The following is a 19,688-nucleotide window of genomic DNA, read 5'->3' as shown; positions in this document are numbered from 1 at the left end:
AATGCCGGCTATTTTGCACAGAAGGAAAGGGTTCCATGCAGTATGACGGCCTGGCCTGGGGCATCGCCCTGCTGGCTCTGCTTGCCGCGGTTGTGGCCGCGCGCATCCTCTTCGATCGCAGCTGGTTCCTCGGTTGGTTGCGCGGCACCCTCGGCCTGGGCTTCCTCGCCCTGGCGCTGCTGGTGGGCACCGTGGCCTGGGACCTGACCCGCTACGAGCCCCTGCACCCCGACAAGCCCATCGTCACCCTCAACTTCAAGGCCCTGGGCCCGCAGCGCTACGAAGTGACCCTGCTCGAAGGCGGCAACGAGCGCACGGTGTTGCTGGATGGCGACCTGTGGCAGCTGGATGCGCGGATCTTCCGCCTCAAGGGCCTGGCCGAGCTGATCGGCCTGCAGCCGGGCTACCGCCTGGAGAAGCTCTCCGGGCGCTTCCTCGCCATCGAGGAACAGCAGCTGGCCCAGCACGCCGAAGCCGAGCTGGCCGCCAGCCCCTATGGCATCGACCTGTGGCGCTGGCTGCGGCTCAACCAGCGTGACCTGTTCCTGTTCGACCCCCAGGCGCAGCGGGTGACCTACCTGCCCATGGCCGACGGCGCGGTCTACTCCGTCAGCCTCTCGCCCACCGGCCTGCTGGCCCAGCCCCTCAATCCCGTCGCCACCCAGGCGCTCAAGGACTGGCGCTGATCGCGTAGGGTGGCGCCGAGCGCAGCCAGGCCCAACGTGCATGGGGCGGCTTCGCTGCGTTGGGCTTCGTACCTCAGCCCAACCTGCAGGTTGCCCAGCGTCCACAAGGGCGCCCGGGCGCTGAAAAGAAAAAGGGAGCCACATGGGCTCCCTTTTTCATGGGCGGGGTTTCCTCAGGAGAGGAAGCCGCCGTCCACGTTCAGCGCCACGCCTGTGGTGTAGCTGGAGGCGTCGCTGGCGAGGTAGAGCACGGTACCGGCCATTTCGCTCGGGTCAGCCACGCGCTTCAGCGGGATGCGCTGCAGGGCGACGTTGAGGATGGCGTCGTTCTTGGTCAGGGCCGAGGCGAACTTGGTGTCAGTCAGGCCCGGCAGCAGGGCGTTGCAGCGGATGCCGAACTGCGCGCATTCCTTGGCGAAGACCTTGGTCATGCTGATCACGGCAGCCTTGGTCACCGAGTAGATGCCCTGGAACTCACCCGGGGAGACGCCGTTGATGGAGGCGACGTTGATGATGCTGCCACCGCCGTTCTGCTTCATCAGCTTGCCGCCTTCGATGGACATGAAGTAGTAGCCGCGGATGTTCACGTCGACGGTCTTCTGGAAGGCCGACAGGTCGGTGTCCAGCACGTTGCAGAACTGCGGGTTGGTGGCGGCGTTGTTGACCAGGATATCGAGGCGGCCGAACTGCTCGCGGATCTGCGCGAAGACGCTCTGGATCTGCTCCATCTCGCCGATGTGGCAGGCGATGGCGGTGGCCTTGCCACCTTCGGCGACGATGGCGTCGGCGACGGCCTGGCAGCCGTCGATCTTGCGGCTGGAGACGATCACGTGGGCGCCCTGCTGGGCCAGCAGCTTGGCGATGGCCTCGCCGATGCCACGGCTGGCGCCGGATACGAAGGCGATCTTGCCGTCGAGGTCGAACAGGTGGGTCTTGGACATGGGGTTCCCCTTGTTATGTGCCGTGTTACAGCCGTGATTTGCCGATGACCTGCAGGCTCATCTGCTCCAGCAGCTTGTTCATGTGGATGAACTGTGCGAAGCGCTTGTCCTGGGTCTGGCCGTGGAAGAAGCGGTAGTAGATCTGCTGCACGATGCCGGCCAGGCGGAACAGGCCGTAGGTGTAGTAGAAATCGAGGTTGGTGATCGGCGGCAGGCCGGCGCGCTCGGCGTAGTAGTCGGCGAACTCCTGGCGGCTCAGCATGCCCGGCAGGTGGCTGGGCTGGCGGCGCATCAGTTGCACCGGCGCCGGGTCGGCGGCTTCGATCCAGTAGGCGAGGGTGTTGCCCAGGTCCATCAGCGGGTCGCCGATGGTGGTCAGCTCCCAGTCGAGCACACCGATGATGTTCATCGGGTTGGCTGGGTCGAGGATCACGTTGTCGAAGCGGTAGTCGTTGTGCACGATCGCCGGCTTGTGGTGGTCGGCGGGCATCTTCTCGCGCAGCCAGGCCTTGACCGGCTCCCAGGTGGGGGCGTCGGGGGTCAGGGCTTTCTCGTAGCGGTCGCTCCAGCCGGAGATCTGGCGCTGCACGTAGCCTTCCGGCTTGCCCAGGTCACCCAGGCCGCAGGCGTTGTAGTCGACGTTGTGCAGCTCGACGAACTTGTCGATGAAGCTCTTGCACAGCGCGCGGGTCTTGGCTTCGTCGAGGCCCAGCTCGGCCGGTACGTCGGCCCGCAGGATCACGCCCTTGACCCGGTCCATCACGTAGAACTCGGCGCCGATCACCGATTCGTCGGTGCAGTGCACATAGGCTTTCGGGCAGTAGGGGAAGCCGTCGTTGAGCTGGTTGAGGATGCGGAACTCGCGGCCCATGTCATGGGCGGACTTGGCCTTGTGGCCGAAGGGCGGGCGACGCAGGACGAACTCGCGCTCCGGGTATTCCAGCAGGTAGGTCAGGTTCGAGGCACCACCGGGAAACTGGCTGATGCGCGGCGTACCGGTCAGGCCGGGGATGTTGGCCTTGAGGTAAGGATCGATGGCCGCGACGTCGAGCTCTTCGCCTTCGCGGATGCGGGTGGACTGATCAGTAAGCGTCATGCTTATCCCTTCTACTTATGATGAGGGCCCGAGACTATTCGCTAATCTAATGCCGCCCGGATGGCGTCACAAGGGCGAAGGGCCGTTATAGGCAGGCGTGTTGCAGCACAATCAAACTGCCTGATTAGCCCGGATTCACCTGCGCCGGGCGAAAAAAAACCGGAGCCCTGGGACTCCGGTTTTCTCTGTTCCTGGTCAGCTCGAAGCTTAGACCGGGAAGAGCTCGCCGAGCTTCATGGCGAGCATCATGTCGCCTTCGGCGCGCAGTTTGCCGCCCATGAAGGCCTGCATGCCGTCGGTTTCGCCGGTCATGATGCCAACCAGGGTTTCGGTGGACATGATCAGGGTGACGTTCGGGTTCGGAGCATCACCTTGCTGTACGTCGCAGGTGCCGTCCTTGACGACCAGGTAGTGGTTGTCGCCATCTTCGATGTTGAACTGGAATACCAGGTCCAGGCCAGCGGCGGCACCGGCGTTGAACTTGGACTGCATGTTTTTGACGATGTCAGCAACTGTGGTCATGGTTCTTTCCTTTATTTTCAGGTTTTTCTAGCGCCCCTTCTGGGGCGCAGTGGGCCGTGCTCATCGATAGGTGATGAGCTCCGGCGCCTTCAACAGTTCCAGATGCACATGACTGTTGAAGGAAGCTAGCGCCACTTCGCTGCCGCGGAACTTCAGGCGTGAGAGCGAAGTATTGACGATCTGCCAGTTGAGTTCGAATGCGCGGTCCGCCGGCACGCCGGCCACATGGTGGAGCAGGGCGGTGATGGTACCGCCGGAGGTGAAGACCGCGATGTTCTGTTTGCTTTCGGCGTGTTGCAGCACGCGCTCCAGCCCGCCCGCGACCTGGTCGTGGAAGGCTTGCCAGCTCTGCAGTTCGGCGTTGTCGTAGTCGCCGGCCACCCAGCGCAGCACCAGCTTGGAGAACAGGCGCTGGAACTCGGCGCGGTTCTGCGGGGCGTTGCGCATGATGTGCAGGGCTTCGGGCTCCTGCTCCAGCAGGCTGGGCAGCAGCGCGCGGATCACGGCGTCCGCATCGAATTCGTTGAAGGCCGGGTCGGTGTCCACGGCGGGGGCGTTCAGGCCGGCGGCGCGGAAGCGCGACAGGGCGGCTTCGGCGGTGTGCTGCTGGCGTTGCAGGCTGCCCGCGACGCAACGATCGAGGCGCAGGCCGAGGCTCGCGAGGTGATCGCCCAGTACTTCGGCCTGGCGAACTCCGACGCTGGAAAGCACGTCGTAGTTATCGGCGCCGAATGAAGCCTGGCCATGTCGGATCAGGTAGATGCTGCCCACGTACGCTGCCGTCCCGGGACGTTGAAAGTTTCGCGAGGTTATGAGGAAGCTCAGGGGCTGTCAACGAAAAAACATACGCTTGTTTGAATGCATTCCCGCTATTTATTAAGGGGTTTTTCCGTCGCTGGTGGATGACCGGCGCGGGCGGGTATGCTTGGCCGGTTTCGCGCCTGCCAGAGCGGGCGCCAGTCGATCCCAAAGGGGGTGTTGTGGAGTTCTTAGCCGATTACGCGAGCTTTCTCGTCAAGACGATAACGCTGGTGGTGGCCATCCTGGTCGTCCTGGTGGCGGTGGCCGCAGTGCGCGGGCGGGGACGGCGCGCCGGTGGCGGCCAGTTGGTGGTGACCAAGCTCAACGACTTCTATAAAGGCCTGCGCGAGCGCCTGGAGCACTCGCTGCTGGATAAAGACCGCATCAAGGCCCTGCGCAAGGACGAGGCCAAGGCCGCCAAGGCGGCGAAGAAGGCCGGCGAGCAGAAGCCCCGGGTCTTCGTCCTCGACTTCGACGGCGACATCAAGGCCTCGGCCGCCGAGCAGATGCGCCACGAGATCACCGCATTGCTGACCTTGGCCACCCCGGCCGACGAGGTGGTGCTGCGCCTGGAAAGCGGCGGCGGTATGGTCCACAGCTACGGCCTGGCGTCCTCGCAGCTGGCGCGTATCCGCCAGGCGGGCATCCCCCTGACCGTGTGCGTCGACAAGGTCGCCGCCAGCGGCGGCTACATGATGGCCTGCATCGGCGACAAGGTGCTCTCCGCGCCCTTCGCCATCCTCGGTTCCATCGGCGTGGTGGCGCAGCTGCCCAACGTGCACCGCCTGCTGAAGAAGCATGACGTGGACTTCGAGGTGCTCACCGCCGGCGAGTACAAGCGCACCCTCACCGTGTTCGGCGAGAACACCGAGAAGGGCCGGGAGAAGTTCCAGGAAGACCTGGAGACCACCCACGACCTGTTCAAGAACTTCGTCGCCCGCTACCGCCCGCAACTGGCCATCGATGAAGTGGCCACCGGCGAGGTCTGGCTGGGCATGGCCGCGCTGGACAAGCAGCTGGTGGACGAGCTGAAGACCAGCGACGAATACCTCGGCGAGCGTGCTCGTGAAGCCGACCTGTTCCTGCTCAACTTCGTCGAGAAGAAGAGCCTGCAGGAACGCTTCGGCCTGGCCGCCAGCGCGGCCGTCGACCGGGTGCTGCTGAATTGGTGGGGCCGCCTCAGCCAGCAGCGTTTCTGGCAGTGAATGGATGAAAGAAAGAGGCCCGGAGCGATCCGGGCCTCTGTGTTTCAAGCCTTGCTCAGGTACATGGTGATCTCGGCGCGCAGTACGGCGGTGTCGCCGACATAGGCCATCACCGGCACCTTGATGTCGCCCAGGACGGACCAGTCCACCGCGCTGCCATCGGCCACCGCGCGCACGTCGCCGCTGGCCTTGGCCAGGTACTCCACCGTCATGCCACGGGGAATCCAGCGGGTGCCGGCGGGGATGGAGGCGTCGGTCATGGTGCCGGCCACCAGCTCGGCGGCGTTGCACAGGGCGATGGCGTGCACGGTGCCGATGTGGTTGAGCACCTCGCGGCGCTTGGGAAAGGTGATCTCGGCGTAGCCGGCACGCAGTTCGACGAACTGCGGGGCGATGCTGGCGAAGTAGGGGGCGACCTGGCCGATCATGGCGCTGAACTGCGCTGCACCGGCTTGCTGGAACATCTGCAACATCTGGCTCATGGGTTCCGATTCTCTCGTGAGTGGATTGAAGATGAGCGCGCGCCGCAGCAGTATATGAAAATTAGAAAAGAATTCTAGAATTATATTCTAGTCATGCATCGGGAGTTCCATGGCTCGTTCCTCGCGCAAAGACGACATCCTCCAGGCCGCCCTCCAGTGCTTCACCGAGGAAGGCGTGGACGCCACCACCATCGAGATGATCCGTGATCGCTCCGGCGCCAGCATCGGCAGCCTCTACCACCACTTCGGCAACAAGGAGCGGATCATCGGCGCGCTCTACCTGGCCGGGGTCGGCCAGTACGCCGAGCTGTTGCAGACAGGCTTCGCCAAGGCCGCCGATGCCGAGGCCTGTGTGAAGCTGCTGGTGACGGCGTACATCGACTGGGTGGTGGCCAACCCCGACTGGGCGCGCTTCGTCCTGCACAGCCGCTCGCGGGTGGAAGCGGGCGAGGTGGGCGAGCAACTGCGCGAGGCCAACCGCGAGCACCATGCACGCATCCTCGCGGCGTTGCAGGCCCACCGCGAAGCCGGAGCGCTGCGGGCCCTGCCCGAGGACTGCTTCGCCTCGGTGGTGATCGGCCCCACCCACGACTTCGCCCGCAACTGGCTGGCCGGCCGCACCCGCAGCAGCCTCGCCGACTGCCGCGACCTGCTGGCCCAGGTGGCCTGGGAAAGCGTGCGGGCGTAAGACCCGCACGTTGCGCTCCCGTAGGTTGGATTGAGGTACGAAGCCCAACGCAGCGGACCTGACCTTTGCACCGTTGGGCCTCGCTGCGCTCGGCGCCAACCTACGGTGCCACACCCAACCTAAGGAGTTGGCCGGTGTGTAGGGTGGATGACGCTCTTTTCATCCACCAGGCGGTGCTGCAGGGAGGCGCGGAGTCAAGGCAGCCCTGCGGCCTGCTTGGCGACTGAAGTCGCCCCTACGAGGTCGTGCCAGAGGGTGTCTTCTGCGGGGCGAGTTCATGCCCAATAAAAAGCCCCGCATATGCGGGGCTTTTTCATGGCTACGCGGCTCAGGCCGAGCGGCGACGGAACAGCGGCAGGGGCTGGTCGCTGGAGGCCTGGTAGACCTCGGAGTAGTCCTCGAAGGCCTTGAGGGCGTCGTAGGGGTCCTTGTCCGCACGCAGGGCGAAGGCGTCGAAGCCGCAACGCTTGAGGGCGAACAGCTGGTCGCGCAGCACGTCGCCGATGGCGCGCACTTCACCCTTGTAGCCATAGCGCTCGCGCAGCAGGTAGGCGGTGGAGGAGTGGCGACCGTCGGTGAAGGCCGGGAAGTTCAGGGCGATGACCTTGAAGTTGTCCAGCTGGTCGGCGATCTCTTCGATCTCCTCGTCGGCATCGAGCCACACGCCGAGGCCGCCGTCGCGGGCCTTGAGCGCATGGCCGTGATCGCGCCACAGGGCCAGCGGCACGATCAGGTCGTCGCAGTTGGACATGCCGTCGAGGGTCGCGTCCTTGTCCAGCAGGTGCCAGGTTTCGTCGATGACCTGGTTGTTCTTAATTATTCGCTGCATATACGCGCTCCTTGAAGGGGTCGATGCCGATGCGGCGATAGGTATCGAGGAAGAGTTCTTCTTCGGTGCGCTTCTCCACGTAGACGTCGATGATCTTCTCGATCACGTCGGGCATGGCTTCCTGGGCGAAGGATGGGCCGAGGATCTGCGCCAGGCTGGCTTCGCGACCGGCGCTGCCACCGAGGGAGACCTGGTAGAACTCCTGGCCCTTCTTGTCCACGCCAAGGATGCCGATGTGGCCCACGTGGTGGTGGCCGCAGGCGTTCATGCAGCCGGAGATGTTCAGGTCCAGGTTGCCGATGTCGAACAGGTAGTCCAAATCATCGAAGCGGCGCTGGATGGCTTCGGCTACCGGGATCGACTTGGCGTTGGCCAGGGAGCAGAAGTCGCCACCCGGGCAGCAGATGATGTCGGTCAGCAGGCCCACGTTCGGCGTGGCGAAGCCCTGCTCGCGCAGCTCGCCCCAGAGGGTGAACAGCTGCGCCTGCTCGACGTCGGCGAGGATGATGTTCTGGTTGTGGCTGTTGCGCACTTCACCGAAGGCGTAGCGGTCGGCCAGGTCGGCGATGGCGTCCAGCTGCTTGTCGGTGACATCGCCCGGGGCGACGCCGGTGGGCTTCAGCGACAGGGTCACGGCGGCGTAGCCCGGCTTCTTGTGGGCCACCACGTTGCGCTGGCGCCAGCGGGCGAAGCCCGGGTGCTCGGCGTCGAGCTGGGCGAGGGCGGCGGCCTGGTCGTCCAGGGCCTTGTAGGCCGGGTCGACGAAGTGCTTGGACACGCGCTCGACTTCGGCTTCGGTCAGGGTGGTCGGGCCATCCTTCAGGTGCGCCCATTCGGCTTCCACGCGCTCGGCGAAGACTTCCGGGGTCAGCGCCTTGACCAGGATCTTGATGCGCGCCTTGTACTTGTTGTCGCGACGGCCATAGCGGTTGTACACACGCAGGATGGCGTCGAGGTAGCTCAGCAGGTGCTGCCAGGGCAGGAATTCGTTGATGAAGCTGCCCACGATCGGGGTACGGCCCAGGCCGCCGCCGACGGAGACGCGGAAGCCCAGCTCGCCGGCTTCGTTCTTCACCGCTTCCAGGCCGATGTCGTGCACTTCGATGGCCGCACGGTCGCTCACGGCGCCATTGACGGCGATCTTGAACTTGCGCGGCAGGTGCGAGAACTCGGGGTGGAAGGTGGACCACTGACGGATGATCTCGCACCAGGGGCGCGGGTCCACCAGTTCGTCATGGGCGACGCCGGCGAACTGGTCGGTGGTGGTGTTGCGGATGCAGTTGCCGCTGGTCTGGATGGCATGCATCTCGACGGTGGCCAGCTCGGCGAGGATCTCCGGCACGTCCTCCAGCTCCGGCCAGTTGAACTGCACGTTCTGGCGGGTGCTGATGTGGGCGTAGCCCTTGTCGTAGTCGCGAGCGATCTGCGCCAGTTTGCGGACCTGGGTGGAGGAGAGCAGGCCGTAAGGCACGGCTACGCGCAGCATCGGCGCGAAGCGCTGGATATACAGGCCATTCTGCAGGCGCAGGGGACGGAACTCCTCGCCTGAGAGCTCGCCGGCCAGATAGCGGCGGGTCTGATCGCGGAACTGCTTGACGCGGTCCTCGACGATCCGTTGATCGTACTCGTCGTATACGTACATGAAATGTCCTGTTGTCAGGCTGCTTACAGCTTTTCTGCGCGCACGGCCGCGCACTCCTGTCGGAGCCGGGGGAAGATACCAGCTCAGGTTTATGCGCAAAAGTGATGTTTGAGTATATGTAAAGAACTGGAATGCATAAGTGCGCAGCCAAGCATAACCACGCCCACCCCAACTGGCACTAAGGCGAGAATGGTTCTCGACTGTTGGAATGCACCGCCGCCGGCCCTACCCCAGGGCCAGCAGGCGGCTCATCAGGTGGCTGCTGGCCAGCAGCGCCTGCGGAGGCAGTTCGGTGGGCTCGCGCAACTGCCGCAGGTGCTGGGCGAGCAGCTCGACGCCGGCGGCGCTGGCCAGCGCTTCCTGCTGCTGCAGCACCTCGCGCTGGTGCCGTGAGAGCTGCTGGCGCCCGCAACTGGCCAGGGACTCCAGCACGTCCAGGGCCGGTTCCACCAGGCGCGCGGCCAGGTCAGGCGCTTCCTGGGCAGCGGCAACGGGGCGCTGGCGGTCGAGCAGGCGCTGGATGCGCTCGAACAGGCGGCGGTTGAGGCTCAGGCCGCCACGGATCACCGATTCGAAATCCAGCGACAGGCAGCGCAGCTCGCCGCTGTCGGCGATCAGCAGCGCCAGCGGCTCCAGGGTCCGGCGGCGGCCATCCAGGCTCGGCCGCACCAGCACCGCGCGGATGTCGTCACGGGCCTTCTGCGCCCGTTCCAGGTTGTCCAGGCGTTCGCGCCGCTCCGCCGTGCACGGCAGCTCCAGGGTGATGGCCTCGCCCTGGTCGTCCTCCAGCGTCCAGCACAGCACCTGGCGCACTTCATCGAGCACCGCTTCCTGGCAACGGGCCGGGCGCAGCAGCAGGCTGGTGGGGGCCTCCGCGCTGAGGGCGGCGCTGTCTTCCAGCTGTTCGCGCAGCTGGCTCCAGCGGGCGATACCGATCTCGGCCAGGCGTGCATCAACTGCGGGCCAGCGGGGCTGGGCCTGGCTGCGGCTGTCGCCATGGGCGGCCAGGCGACCGTCATCGGCCTGGCGCGGTGCGGTCAGGCACAGGGGCGCCTGGCACAGCTGCTGCGGGGTGGATTTCCACAGCGCCTGCTGGGCCCACACCGCTTCACGGCGGAAGCCCGGGTCGCTGTTATCCGGGCGGGCCAGGCTGGCTTCCAGCACGTCGCCGGCCTGCAGGTCCCAGAAGGCCAGGGTCAGGCCTCGGGCGCCGCCGGGGGTGGTCCACCAGTGGGCGCCCAGGGGCAGCAGGTCGAGCTGGGCGCCGGCCTGGTAGTCGCGGCGCAGGCGCCCGCGCAGGGCGGGCAGGTGTTCGGCGCCGGCACGTTGCAGGGCGCTGGCCAGGGCGTGCACCTGGGCCATCTGCACCAGGGCTTCGCGCTCGCTGATGTGGTCGTCGCGGTTGGCCAGGCGGTTGATCTGCCCGCCCAGGGTGCGCAACTGGGCGGCGAGGCGCGGCAGGCCTTCGGTGCGGGCGGACAGGTTGAGCATGCGCAGCTGTACGGCGCTGGCCTGGCTGGCGTGGGACAGCCCCTGGCGCAGCAGCTCCTGCAGCAGGTGCTGGACGCTGGCGAGCAATTCCTGCTCCGGTGCGTTCAGTTGCAGCGGGTCGGCCGGCGCCGGCTCGCTGTCCGCCGGCCAGGCCCAGGGCTGCCCCTGTGCCTGGAACAGCAGCGCCAGCGCGGCGAGGTGCAGGGCCTTGCGTTCGCTCTCGCGGGTTTCCGAGAGCATGCCGTCGAAGCCGCCGCCGGCCAGGTAGGTGACCTCGCAGGCCAGCGCCGGCAGCTGGATGGCCAGGCGCCGGCCGTGGCTCTGGTGCTGCGCTTCGACCAGCTCGCCCAGCCATTGGCGGGCCTTGCGCGTGGCGGCCTTGCCGGCCTGCTTCTGCAGCTGTTGCGGGTCCTGGGCCAGGGCGTCGCGCAGCGCCAGGTCGGCGTCCTCTTCCGCCGCGTCACCGGCGGAAGAGGCGGGTCGTTCGCGCAGCCAGATGACGGCCGCGAGGATGTGCTTGCAGCAGCCGTTGGCGGGGCAGGTGCAGCGCGCGGCATCGACGCCGCTGGCATCCAGGCGCACCTGCTGGCCGTCGGCTTCCACCAGGCCGCCCTGGTCGTCGTTCTCCAGCCAGCGCAGCTTGCCGGCCTCCACATCCTTGGTGGCGCGGCGCAGCAGGCCGGCGTTGGCCAGCACCTCCAGCGCGGCATCGTCGTAGCTGCGGTAGCGCTGCTGCCAGGCACTCATTGCATCACCTCGGCCAGCCACTGGGCGAAATGCTCCGGGGTCAGCGCGGCGATCTGCATGCCGCGGTCGGCGAGGCGCTGCCCCATGGCCGGGTCGTAGACCGGCTGGGCGCCGTCATCCAGGGCGGCGAGGCCGAGCAGCCTGACCCGCGCTTCGTTGAGGCGCGCCACGCAGGAAAGCAGCGGGCCCACGGCGGCGCCTTCCTCGAAGTCGCTGATCAGGGTGAGCACCGTGCATTGCGGGTTCTCCACCAGTTGCTCGCAGTAGCGCATGGCCTTGCCGATGTCGGTGCCGCCGCCCAGTTGCACGGTGAGCAGCACCTCCACCGGGTCGTGGGCCAGGTGGCTGAGGTCCACCACCTGGGTGTCGAACAGCACCAGGCGCACGCGCACGCTGGGCAGGCTGGCGAGGATGCTGGCGCAGATGGCGCTGTACATCACCGAGTCGAGCATCGAGGCGCTCTGGTCGACGCAGAGGATGATGTCCCAGGGCAACTGTCGGCGGACGCGGGCGTTGAAGCGTGGCGATTCGATCAGCAGGCGTTTGCGCTGCGGGTCGTAGTGCTTGAGGTTGGCGGCGATGGTGGCGCGCCAGTCGAAGTTCTGTGCGTTCTTCACCAGCGAGCGGCGGAAGCGGTTGCGCCGCCCGTGCAGGGCGTTGGTGAAGCGGTTGCGCAGGCGCTGGAGGATTTCCTCCACCACCCGGGTGATCAGCTGGCGCACGGCATCGCGGGTGTCCGCACTCAGGCGGCCGCGCACGCCGAGCAGGGCCTTGGCCAGCGCCGGGCTGGGTTCGAGGGTGGCCAGGCTGTTCGGGTCGGTGAGCAGGGCGCTGATCTCATAGCGCTCGATGGCCTGCACCTGCAGGCGCTCGAAGGTGGAGCGGGGGAACAGCGTGCGCGCCTGCTCCAGCCAGTTCAGGGCGGTCAGCTGGCTGTCGTCCAGGGAGCCGCCGCGCCCGCCCTGGACGTGGCCGCGACGCTGGTATTCGCGGTTGTAGAGGTAGTCGAGGGTCTTCTCCAGGCGCGCGTCGGCGGCGTCGAACTTCGCTTCGTGCAGCGCGCGGTCGGCGTAGCGGCCGAGGATCAGGCGCCAGCGGCGGGCAGCTTCCAGGTCACTCATGGTGGGTCTCCTGGGCCCAGGCCAGCAGCCCGTCGCGCTCCAGCGAGCGCTTGAGCGCCAGCTGCAGGGCGGCGCCGGCGAGCAGGTCGTGGCTGTCGAGTTCGTGGTGGGCGCTGTCGAGGGCGGCCCCGGCGATGCCGTTGAGCCCGGCCAGGTGATCGGCCAGGCGGCCGGTTTCGCGGGGCTTGAGGCGGGTGAAGGCGAGGCGCAGGTCCGGCAGGTGGCGGACGAAGGTGGCCTCGTCCCAGTTGGCCACCAGGGCGTTGAGCCCCAGGGCCAGGTCGTCCACCCGCAGGATCAGCTCCGGCGCGGCCTGCAGCAGCCCGGTCAGGTAGCGCACCGCGCCTTCGCTGTCGGCGCCGGGGCCGAAGCGCCGTTGCAGGGCCGCGGCCAGTTGTTCCTCGCTGCTGCGCCCATCGATGAAACGCAGCGCGTCGAGGGCACCGGCGATACCGGCGGGTGCCACGGCTTGCAGGCGGTCGAGGGTTTCGTGCAGCGGTGCCTCCTGCTGGGCCAGGCCGGCCTGGCTGCTGCCCAGGTGGAGGAATTCGCGCAGGCCGAGCAGGGCGTCGATGGCGGCGCCTTCACGGTCGGCGTCGCAGTCGGCGAGGCCCGGCAGCAGGAACAGGGTGGCGGGGAGGATGCGCTGCAGCAGCTCCGGCAGTTGCGGGTAGCCGTCCAGGCCCAGCAGCTCGCGGCCGCGCCACAGGTGCAGCAGGCGCTGGCCACAGGTCACCACCGAGGCCAGCTCGGGGTCTTCTTCCAGGTGTTCGGCCAGGCGCTCGAACAGGCGTGGCAGCTGTTCGCCGAGGCCGATGGAGCCGGCCCGCGCCAGCAGTTGCACCGCGCGGCTGGCGCTGCGGCCCTGGCCGCTGGTCTGCAAGGCCTGCTCTTCATCCAGTAGGCGGCGGACGGCGACTTCCCGCAGGCTGCTGCCCAGTTCGGAGCGCTCGATCAGGCGCGCCTCGACCAGCGGCGACCAGGCGTATTCCCATTCCTCGAAGAGCAGGTCCAGGCCGGTGCCGTTGACGAAGTCCGGGCCGCCCAGGTGGCGGGCGAAGCCGCTGTCCAGGTAGGCCATCAGGTGCAGGAAGCGGCCCCGGGCGCGGTGCCGGGGCTTGCGGTAGAGGTCCAGCCGGGCGCGGCGGGCCAGGCTGTCGCTGAGGTCGAGGCGGTGACCCAGGGCCAGGCGGCGGGCTTCTTCCACCAGCGGCGGAGCCAGGCTGGAGGGCGGGACATCGCCCAGGCGGTTGCCGCCCAGCTGGTTCTTCACCGCTGCGAGGAAGGCGGCCTGGCCATTGTCCAGGCTGCCTTTGACGAAGCAGGAGTGGATGGCGTCGAGCAGGTCGTAGCGCCCCGGCCCCGGGTGCTGGCGCAGGGTGGCCAGGCCGGCGGCCTGTTGCGCGGCCTGGCTGACGCCGGCGAAGGACAGGGCATCGGCCAGCTGCCGCTCGCGGGTTTCGGCGGCGATGGCACTGAGGATGCGGGCGGCGATGCGCTGGCGTGCCAGCCCGTCTGCCGGGTCTTCCAGCAACGCCTCCCAGACCCGCTGATGGTAGGCCGGCGAGGGCATGCCCGAGGCGTAGCCATTGAGGGCGTCGAGGCGGTCGAAGCTGTAGCGGATCAGCCAGGCCTGGCTGTCGCCGCTGGCGGTGGGTGTGGCGGCGGGCGGGCTGTCGCTGGCCAGCGCTTCCACCAGGGCGAGGGTGTGGAAGCCGCCGGTGACCACCAGCAGGGGGCCGTCGCAGCGCACCCGCCAGTCGCGGATGCAGGCGAGCATGTGCGCTTCGCGGGCCAGCGAGCCTTCGGCGGCGAGCACGTCGTCTTCGTAGTCGAGGCGGGCCATGGAGCACCAGGCGAAGGCGTCGCCGAACAGCGCGCGCCAGTCCCGCAGGGCGTCCGCGCCGCGCAGTTCGAACAGGTGCTCCCAGAGTTCGTCGTGGTCGCGGCAATGGGCCTCGCGGGCCAGGGCGGCGATGTAGTCGCTGTGGGCCAGGTAGCGCTCGGCCATCAGGCTGCGGCTCTGTTCCGGGTCTTCCTCGGCGGCTTCCTGGCGGGCCCAGGGCAGGTCGATGAAGGCCAGCTGCGCGCCGAGGCGATGGCCTTCGCGCAGGGCCTGCCATTCCGGCGAGTAGTCGCAGAAGGGGAAGAACGCCGAGCGCGGCGGCGCATCGCCCGAGACGCCGTTGCGGTGCTGGGAGAGGATCGCCAGGGGCGGGCGGCTGCGCGGATCGAGCAGGTCGGGGAGCAGGGCATCGAAGTCGGCCGGCCCCTCGATCAGCACCGCTGCCGGGCGCAGCTCGTCCAGCTGCGCGCGCAGGGCGAAGGCGCAGGCCGGGCTGTGGTGGCGCAGCGGCGCGAAATGCAGGCCGGCCTCAGCCAGCGCCTGGCGGTTGCGCTCAGCGGCCTGCAGCCGCGCGGGCAGGCGCGGGTCAGCGCCGGGGCTGTGTGCGGGCGGCATGGGTCAGTCCCACAGGCCCTTGCTGGCGTCGAAGAAGTGCTTCCAGCGGTCGTCACGGCGGGCGCGCTCGCGCACCACGCTGTCCAGGTAGTGGCGCAGGCGCTTGGCGTCGTCGCGGTTGTCCTTGAACACCACGCCCAGCAGCTGGCGCGCCAGCTCGGCCGGGGTCAGGCGGCCGTCGCCGAGGTAGCGGGCTTCCAGGGCGGCGGCATAGGCGACGCTGACCGCCTCGGCGGTGGACATGACCGCATCCGGGGCCTTGATCGCGGTGCCTTCGCGGGTGGTGCCGCCACGCAGCTCCTGGAACACGGTGACCAGCAGGCCGATGACGTCGCGCTCGATCGTCACCTTGCCGGCTTCGTCGCCCAGCTCGCGGAGCAGCTGGCGCATCACCAGTTCCACCTCGAATTCGCTGTCGGCGATGGGGCGCACGGTCTCGAAGTTGAAGCGGCGCTTGAGGGCGGCGGACATCTCGTGCACGCCGCGGTCGCGCAGGTTGGCGGTGGCGATCAGGTTGAAGCCGGGGCAGGCGTGCAGCTGCCCGGCCTCGCCCAGCTCGGGGATCATCATCTGCTTTTCCGAAAGCAGGGAGATCAGCACGTCCTGGATCTCCGGCGGGCAGCGGGTGATCTCCTCGAAGCGCACCAGCTTGCCCTGGCTCATGCCCTGGTACAGCGGCGAGCCCACCAGGGCCCGCTGGGTCGGCCCTTCGGCCAGCAGCAGGGCGTAGTTCCAGGAGTACTTGATGTGGTCTTCGGTGGTACCGGCGGTGCCCTGGATGGTGAGCATCGAGTCACCGCTGATGGCGGCGGCGAGCAGCTCGGAGAGCATCGACTTGGCCGTGCCCGGCTCGCCCACCAGCATCAGGCCCTGGCGGCCGAGCAGGGTGACGATGGCGCGGTCCACCAGGGCGTCGTCGCCATAGAACTTGCGGCTGACGCCGAGCGCCTCGTCACCGAGGATGAAGCGCCGCACCGAGCGCGGCGAGCGCAGCCAGCCGGGCGGCAGGTCGGCGCCGGCCTGCTGGTCGGCCTGGGTCAGGCGTTGCAGTTCCTCGGCGAAATGCTGTTCCGAGGCCTGGCGGAGAACGGTGCTTACCATGGGGTCTTCTTCTCCCACTGGGGATCGAAGCCGACGCAGGCATCGGCGGCGGCGCGGTAGTCGGCGTAGGTTTCGGCCAGCAGCACCGGCGGGATATCGGCCAGCGGCAGGTTGTCGCCGCTGGACCAGCGGCGGCCGATCTTCTCGAAGGCGAGGCGGGTCAGCGCGGCGGGGACGTTCTCTTCCGGCAGGCAGTTGCCGGTGAAGCCGATGCTCACGCGCAGGCCCAGGCTGGTGAATTCCTTGAAGTAGTGGTCGAAGAAGCCGCCGTCTTCGGCAGCGGCGCGCTGGTAGCCGAGCTTGGTCAGCACGCCACGCAGGGTGAAGGTATCGCTGAGCCAGCCCAGGCGGTCGCCGATGCTGTTGTCGCTGGCCGGGTCGGCGGCTTCGGGGGCGATCTCCGGCAGCTGGCGCGACATCTGCGCGAACAGCGGCTTGACCTTGTAGTCCTTGAAGTGGCGCACCCAGCCCTTGGCCGTTTCGCCGTCCACCAGCGCGGCGTGGGCGAGGCGGATGCGGCTGTCGTCGGCCAGTTCCACTTCGTCGTCGTCGAGGTCGATCAAGCTGCCGTCCTCGGTGGGGCGGAACAGGCGGGTGGCGCCGTCGGCACCGACTTCCGCCCAGACCAGGCGCTGCAGCAGGTGCCGCATGATCGGGTGCTGCTGCAGGTACTCGCGCCATTCGCCCACCGGCCACAGGCGCGCGGCGCACATGGCTTCGTAGAGGCGCTGGCTCTGCAGGTCGATCACCTGCTTGAGCTCCTTCTTGCTGGTGGAGAACTGCGACTTGGCTTCCTTGATCAGCGCCGGGTCGTCGCTCTTGCGCGGTTCCGGCAGGGCCTTGACCACCTTGCCGTCGGAGTTGCACAGCTCCAGCTTGAGCGCGGCGTCCAGGCGCGCGGTGAACAGGCGCTCGCCGTAGTGCAGGGTGAGCACGCCGCTCTCGTCGAAGCCGGCGCTGGGGATGGTGCGGTCGGCCAGTTCGTCGGCGCTCCAGCCGTTGCGCTGGGCGATCTGCTCCACCAGTTCGCGGGCTCGGGTCTGTACCGAGGCGGTGCGGTGGCGGCGGGCGATGGACAGCAGCAGCTGGATGACCAGGGGCTCGTTGCTGTTGGCGGCGGCGCTGATCATGGCTTCGATCTGCGAGCGACGCGGGTAGTGGTCGCGCATGTAGGCCTGGATCAGGCTCACCTGCTCGTGGGCGGTGGTGTGCCAGGTGAGGGCGAGGATGCCCTTGTCGGCGATGGCGCTGCCCAGGTAGTTGGCCAGGTGCTCGCGCTTCAGCGACTCGAAGGCCTGTTCCTGGGTGATGTCGGCGTATTCGGGGGAGTACTTCGCCCAGGACTGGTAGTTCTGCATCTGCCGCGCGACGTTGGCCTGGGCGTAGGCGATGGCCTCTTCCAGGCTGGGGTTGCGGGTGTCCTGGGCGATGAAGCCCAGCAGCAGGCTCTTGCCCAGGGCGTTGCGGCTGGCGGGGGCCAGGCGCTCCAGGTAGAGGTTGAGCAGGCCGTTGCCGGCCGGCTCCTTGAGCTTGCAGGCGAGGATCACCCACCAGCGCAGGATGGCCGGTTCCACCGGCGTGCCGTCGAGCCACTGGCAGGCGGGCAGATGGTCCAGGTCGAGCCAGGCGAGGCTGGCCGGCGGCTTGGCCTGCAGGCCTTTCTGCGCCTCGGCCAGCAGCACGTCCGGGGCCAGGTGGCCGGAGATGTCTTCGCCGAAGCTTTCCAGGGTGGTGAGCAGGGCGGCGCGGACGGTCTCGCGTTTTTCCTTGGCCAGGGCCGCCTTCAGCGCGGGAATCGCCGCGTGGTAGCCCAGGCGCTGCAGCCATTCGGCGGCCAGGGTGCGGATCTCCTGCTTGCTCGAAGCCAGGGCTTCCACGGCGCGGTCGCCGATGTCCGGCAGGGTCTCCAGCAGTTGCTGGGCCTCGGCGCGGTTGGTCTTGCTGCTGCCCAGGGCCAGTTCGAGCAGCACGGGGACGAAGCGTGCCGGCAGGCTGGGGAACTGCTCCAGCAGGGTCAGCGTGGTGGCCACGCTGTAGCTGTAGCGGCCCGGAGCGGGGCGCAGGCCGAAGGCCTCTTCGATGAACTCGGGGTGCGCGGCGAAGAAGGGCCAGACGCGCTCCGGGGCGATCTGCCCGATGGGCGAGTTCCAGCCGAAGCAGATGTCTGCGGTGGCCCGCGCCGGGTCTTCATGGCCACTGCGTTGCAGGGCGTCTTCCAGGGTGCGCAGGTCCAGGCGCTGCAGGGCGTCGCCCTTGAGCCACTGGGCGACCTGGTACCAGTTGAAATGGCGGTTGGCCGGGGAGCGGAGGATGTGCAGCAGGTTGACGTCGGGGTTGGCGGCCAGGCGCCCCTTGTATTGCAGCACCAGGTCCATGCCGTTCGGGAACTTGCCGCGCGCCGCGCCGTTGAGGCGCTCCAGGGCGTTGCGCAGGTCCGACTCGCCCAGCGCCTGCAGCGACTTGTAGGTCTTCTGCTGCCAGTCCCACTTGCGCTTGTGTTCGAGGTTCTGGCGGACCTCCTCCTCGGCGGCGATGCGGCTTTCCTCCAGCAGCTCCACGAGGTTCTGGCGCAGCAGCTCCAGCACCGCATCGCCGAGCTGGACCTCGGCGCAGCGCTCGAAGTCGCTGGCCTCGGGCAGTTCCTCCTGCTGGGCGCGGGTCTGGCTGTCCAGGCGCGCCAGGGCATTGCTCAGGGCCTGCTGCACGGGCTTGGAGCTTTCCACCTCCAGGCGTGCCTGGAGCAGGGCGCGGGCTTCCTCGCCGCTGCGGGCGAGCATGTCGGCGGCCTGGGCGCGCTCGCTGTTGGCGCCGGTTTCCAGCAGGCGTTGCAGATGGCTGAGCTTGACCTCCAGCGGCAGCGCCTCGACCTGCGGCGCGGCGGCGCTGCGCACGCTCTTGGCCGCGCTCACCGCCAGGCGTACCAGCACGTCGGCAAAGGCATCGGCCAGGGGGCGATGGTTACCGAGCAGCTCTACCAGGGTCAGGCAGCCGCCCGCCGACAATTGGCCGGGCAGGGCGCGGGTGCTCTCGGGGTGCTGCAGCAGGTAGTCGCTGGTGCCGGGGAGGGCGAGCAGGGTGGCGATTTCACGCCAGTGGTAATCGTTGAGGTCGCGACGGTCGAGGACCAGCAGCAGGGCGTCGTCCGCCGGCAGTTCGTCCACCGCCAGCAGGCGTGTCAGCAGGGCGAAGTTCCAGTGCTTGCGCATGTCCTCGCCGTGCTTGTTGCCGAGGTTCTTCACCGTGGTGTGCAGGGCATCCACCACCAGGTAGATGAACCAGTCGGGCACCTTGGCGGTGCGCACCAGGTTGGCGCCCTGACAGGCGGCCGCGAGCACCTTGCCGAAGCGGGCGAGGGCCAGCGGGTCGGTTTCCGGGGTGACTATATAGAGGCGGGCGCGGGCGTTGGCGGCGGCGTTGATGCGCTTCTTGTGCTTTTGCGCGTCGTTGCGCACGTTGCCCGAGGGGTGCCACCAGCCCATGGTGGCCGGCTGGTCGAGCAGCACCACGGCCTCTTCGCCGTTGAGCTTGCCCAGGTCGAGCAGCACCGTCTCGTCACGGCCGCTGAGCACGTAGCTGGCGGCGCGGGTCGCCAGGCCCGGGACGAGGATGTCGAGCACCTCGAGGCTTTCGGCGACATGCTTGGTGAAGGGGGTAGCGGGGGTGGAGAGGCCTATTTTTTCCAGCAACTTCTGCAACATGATGAACCTGTCCTTGGCGGTGCGATGGCCGATGGTAATTCATCCGGGCCGGGCGCGACCCCCGCTATCGCCTCGTCAATGCCTGTTTCTGCTGCCTGGCTCATATTTTTCCGTTGCACGGGGTTTACCGGGCGGGGGGGAGGGCCATCGCGTCGGCTTGAGAGGTTGCCGGTCCTG

General features: G+C 67.9%; 15 protein-coding genes. 3 read left to right on the top strand and 12 right to left on the bottom strand.

Translation table 11 applies throughout. The features are described 5' to 3' along the window. Window positions 1–35: 35 nt before the first annotated feature. Window positions 36–686, top strand: coding sequence for a hypothetical protein (locus RTW82_RS26345; RefSeq protein WP_021221787.1), 651 nt, complete (start codon window positions 36–38; stop codon window positions 684–686). 173 nt (window positions 687–859) lie between these two features. On the opposite strand, the gene RTW82_RS26340 is transcribed toward RTW82_RS26345, so the two are convergent. The 4 genes from RTW82_RS26340 to RTW82_RS26325 form a co-directional block, all read right to left on the bottom strand. After that, on the bottom strand, window positions 860–1,627 hold the full coding sequence (locus tag RTW82_RS26340; RefSeq protein WP_184488019.1) for an SDR family oxidoreductase: 768 nt from the start codon (window positions 1,625–1,627) through the stop codon (window positions 860–862). Between the two features lie 25 nt (window positions 1,628–1,652). Continuing rightward, on the bottom strand, window positions 1,653–2,723 hold the full coding sequence (locus tag RTW82_RS26335) for a phosphotransferase family protein (RefSeq protein WP_316926940.1): 1,071 nt from the start codon (window positions 2,721–2,723) through the stop codon (window positions 1,653–1,655). A gap of 207 nt (window positions 2,724–2,930) precedes the next feature. Beyond that, window positions 2,931–3,245: an SCP2 sterol-binding domain-containing protein gene (locus RTW82_RS26330; RefSeq protein WP_021221784.1), complete on the bottom strand. Its 315-nt coding sequence runs from the start codon at window positions 3,243–3,245 to the stop codon at window positions 2,931–2,933. 60 nt (window positions 3,246–3,305) lie between these two features. Further along, window positions 3,306–4,016: a histidine phosphatase family protein gene (locus RTW82_RS26325; protein WP_316926939.1), complete on the bottom strand. Its 711-nt coding sequence runs from the start codon at window positions 4,014–4,016 to the stop codon at window positions 3,306–3,308. Window positions 4,017–4,225: 209 nt separating this feature from the next. Between RTW82_RS26325 and sohB the strand changes: the two genes are divergently transcribed. Further along, a complete protein-coding gene (gene sohB, locus RTW82_RS26320) occupies window positions 4,226–5,251 on the top strand; it encodes a protease SohB (RefSeq protein WP_031288614.1) in 1,026 nt (341 codons plus the stop codon). A 44-nt stretch (window positions 5,252–5,295) separates the two neighbouring features. On the opposite strand, the gene RTW82_RS26315 is transcribed toward sohB, so the two are convergent. After that, on the bottom strand, window positions 5,296–5,733 hold the full coding sequence (locus tag RTW82_RS26315) for a hotdog fold domain-containing protein (RefSeq protein WP_021221781.1): 438 nt from the start codon (window positions 5,731–5,733) through the stop codon (window positions 5,296–5,298). 109 nt (window positions 5,734–5,842) lie between these two features. Here RTW82_RS26315 and RTW82_RS26310 point away from each other — a divergent pair, with 109 nt between their 5' ends. Next, window positions 5,843–6,421 (top strand): TetR/AcrR family transcriptional regulator, encoded by a 579-nt coding sequence (locus tag RTW82_RS26310; protein ID WP_021221780.1) that lies wholly within the window; start codon window positions 5,843–5,845, stop codon window positions 6,419–6,421. A gap of 328 nt (window positions 6,422–6,749) precedes the next feature. Here the strand turns inward: RTW82_RS26310 and RTW82_RS26305 are convergent, their stop codons facing one another. From RTW82_RS26305 to RTW82_RS26275, 7 genes are all read right to left on the bottom strand, one after another. After that, entirely contained in the window at window positions 6,750–7,250 is a 501-nt protein-coding gene (locus tag RTW82_RS26305) for a DUF934 domain-containing protein (protein WP_184488023.1), read from the bottom strand. Then, the gene (locus tag RTW82_RS26300; protein ID WP_043243309.1) at window positions 7,234–8,892 is read right to left on the bottom strand and encodes a nitrite/sulfite reductase; all 1,659 of its coding nucleotides are present in this window, start codon (window positions 8,890–8,892) and stop codon (window positions 7,234–7,236) included. Before RTW82_RS26300 ends, RTW82_RS26305 begins: the two co-directional genes overlap by 17 nt. Before the next feature lie 225 nt (window positions 8,893–9,117). Continuing rightward, the gene (locus RTW82_RS26295) at window positions 9,118–11,130 is read right to left on the bottom strand and encodes an SWIM zinc finger family protein (protein WP_316926938.1); all 2,013 of its coding nucleotides are present in this window, start codon (window positions 11,128–11,130) and stop codon (window positions 9,118–9,120) included. Continuing rightward, on the bottom strand, window positions 11,127–12,251 hold the full coding sequence (locus RTW82_RS26290; protein ID WP_316926937.1) for a VWA domain-containing protein: 1,125 nt from the start codon (window positions 12,249–12,251) through the stop codon (window positions 11,127–11,129). Before RTW82_RS26290 ends, RTW82_RS26295 begins: the two co-directional genes overlap by 4 nt. Further along, window positions 12,244–14,712, bottom strand: a complete 2,469-nt coding sequence (locus RTW82_RS26285; protein WP_316926936.1) for a DUF5682 family protein — start codon at window positions 14,710–14,712, stop codon at window positions 12,244–12,246. Before RTW82_RS26285 ends, RTW82_RS26290 begins: the two co-directional genes overlap by 8 nt. 3 nt (window positions 14,713–14,715) lie before the next feature. Next, window positions 14,716–15,813: an AAA family ATPase gene (locus RTW82_RS26280; protein WP_316926935.1), complete on the bottom strand. Its 1,098-nt coding sequence runs from the start codon at window positions 15,811–15,813 to the stop codon at window positions 14,716–14,718. Then, a complete protein-coding gene (locus tag RTW82_RS26275) occupies window positions 15,807–19,511 on the bottom strand; it encodes a DUF4132 domain-containing protein (protein ID WP_316926934.1) in 3,705 nt (1,234 codons plus the stop codon). Before RTW82_RS26275 ends, RTW82_RS26280 begins: the two co-directional genes overlap by 7 nt. Window positions 19,512–19,688: the final 177 nt, after the last annotated feature.

This window comes from Pseudomonas sp. zfem005, assembly GCF_032621735.1.
GTDB lineage: Bacteria > Pseudomonadota > Gammaproteobacteria > Pseudomonadales > Pseudomonadaceae > Metapseudomonas > Metapseudomonas solani.
Note: the sequence above shows the minus strand (reverse complement) of the source record. Positions and strands in the feature narration are given on the sequence as shown.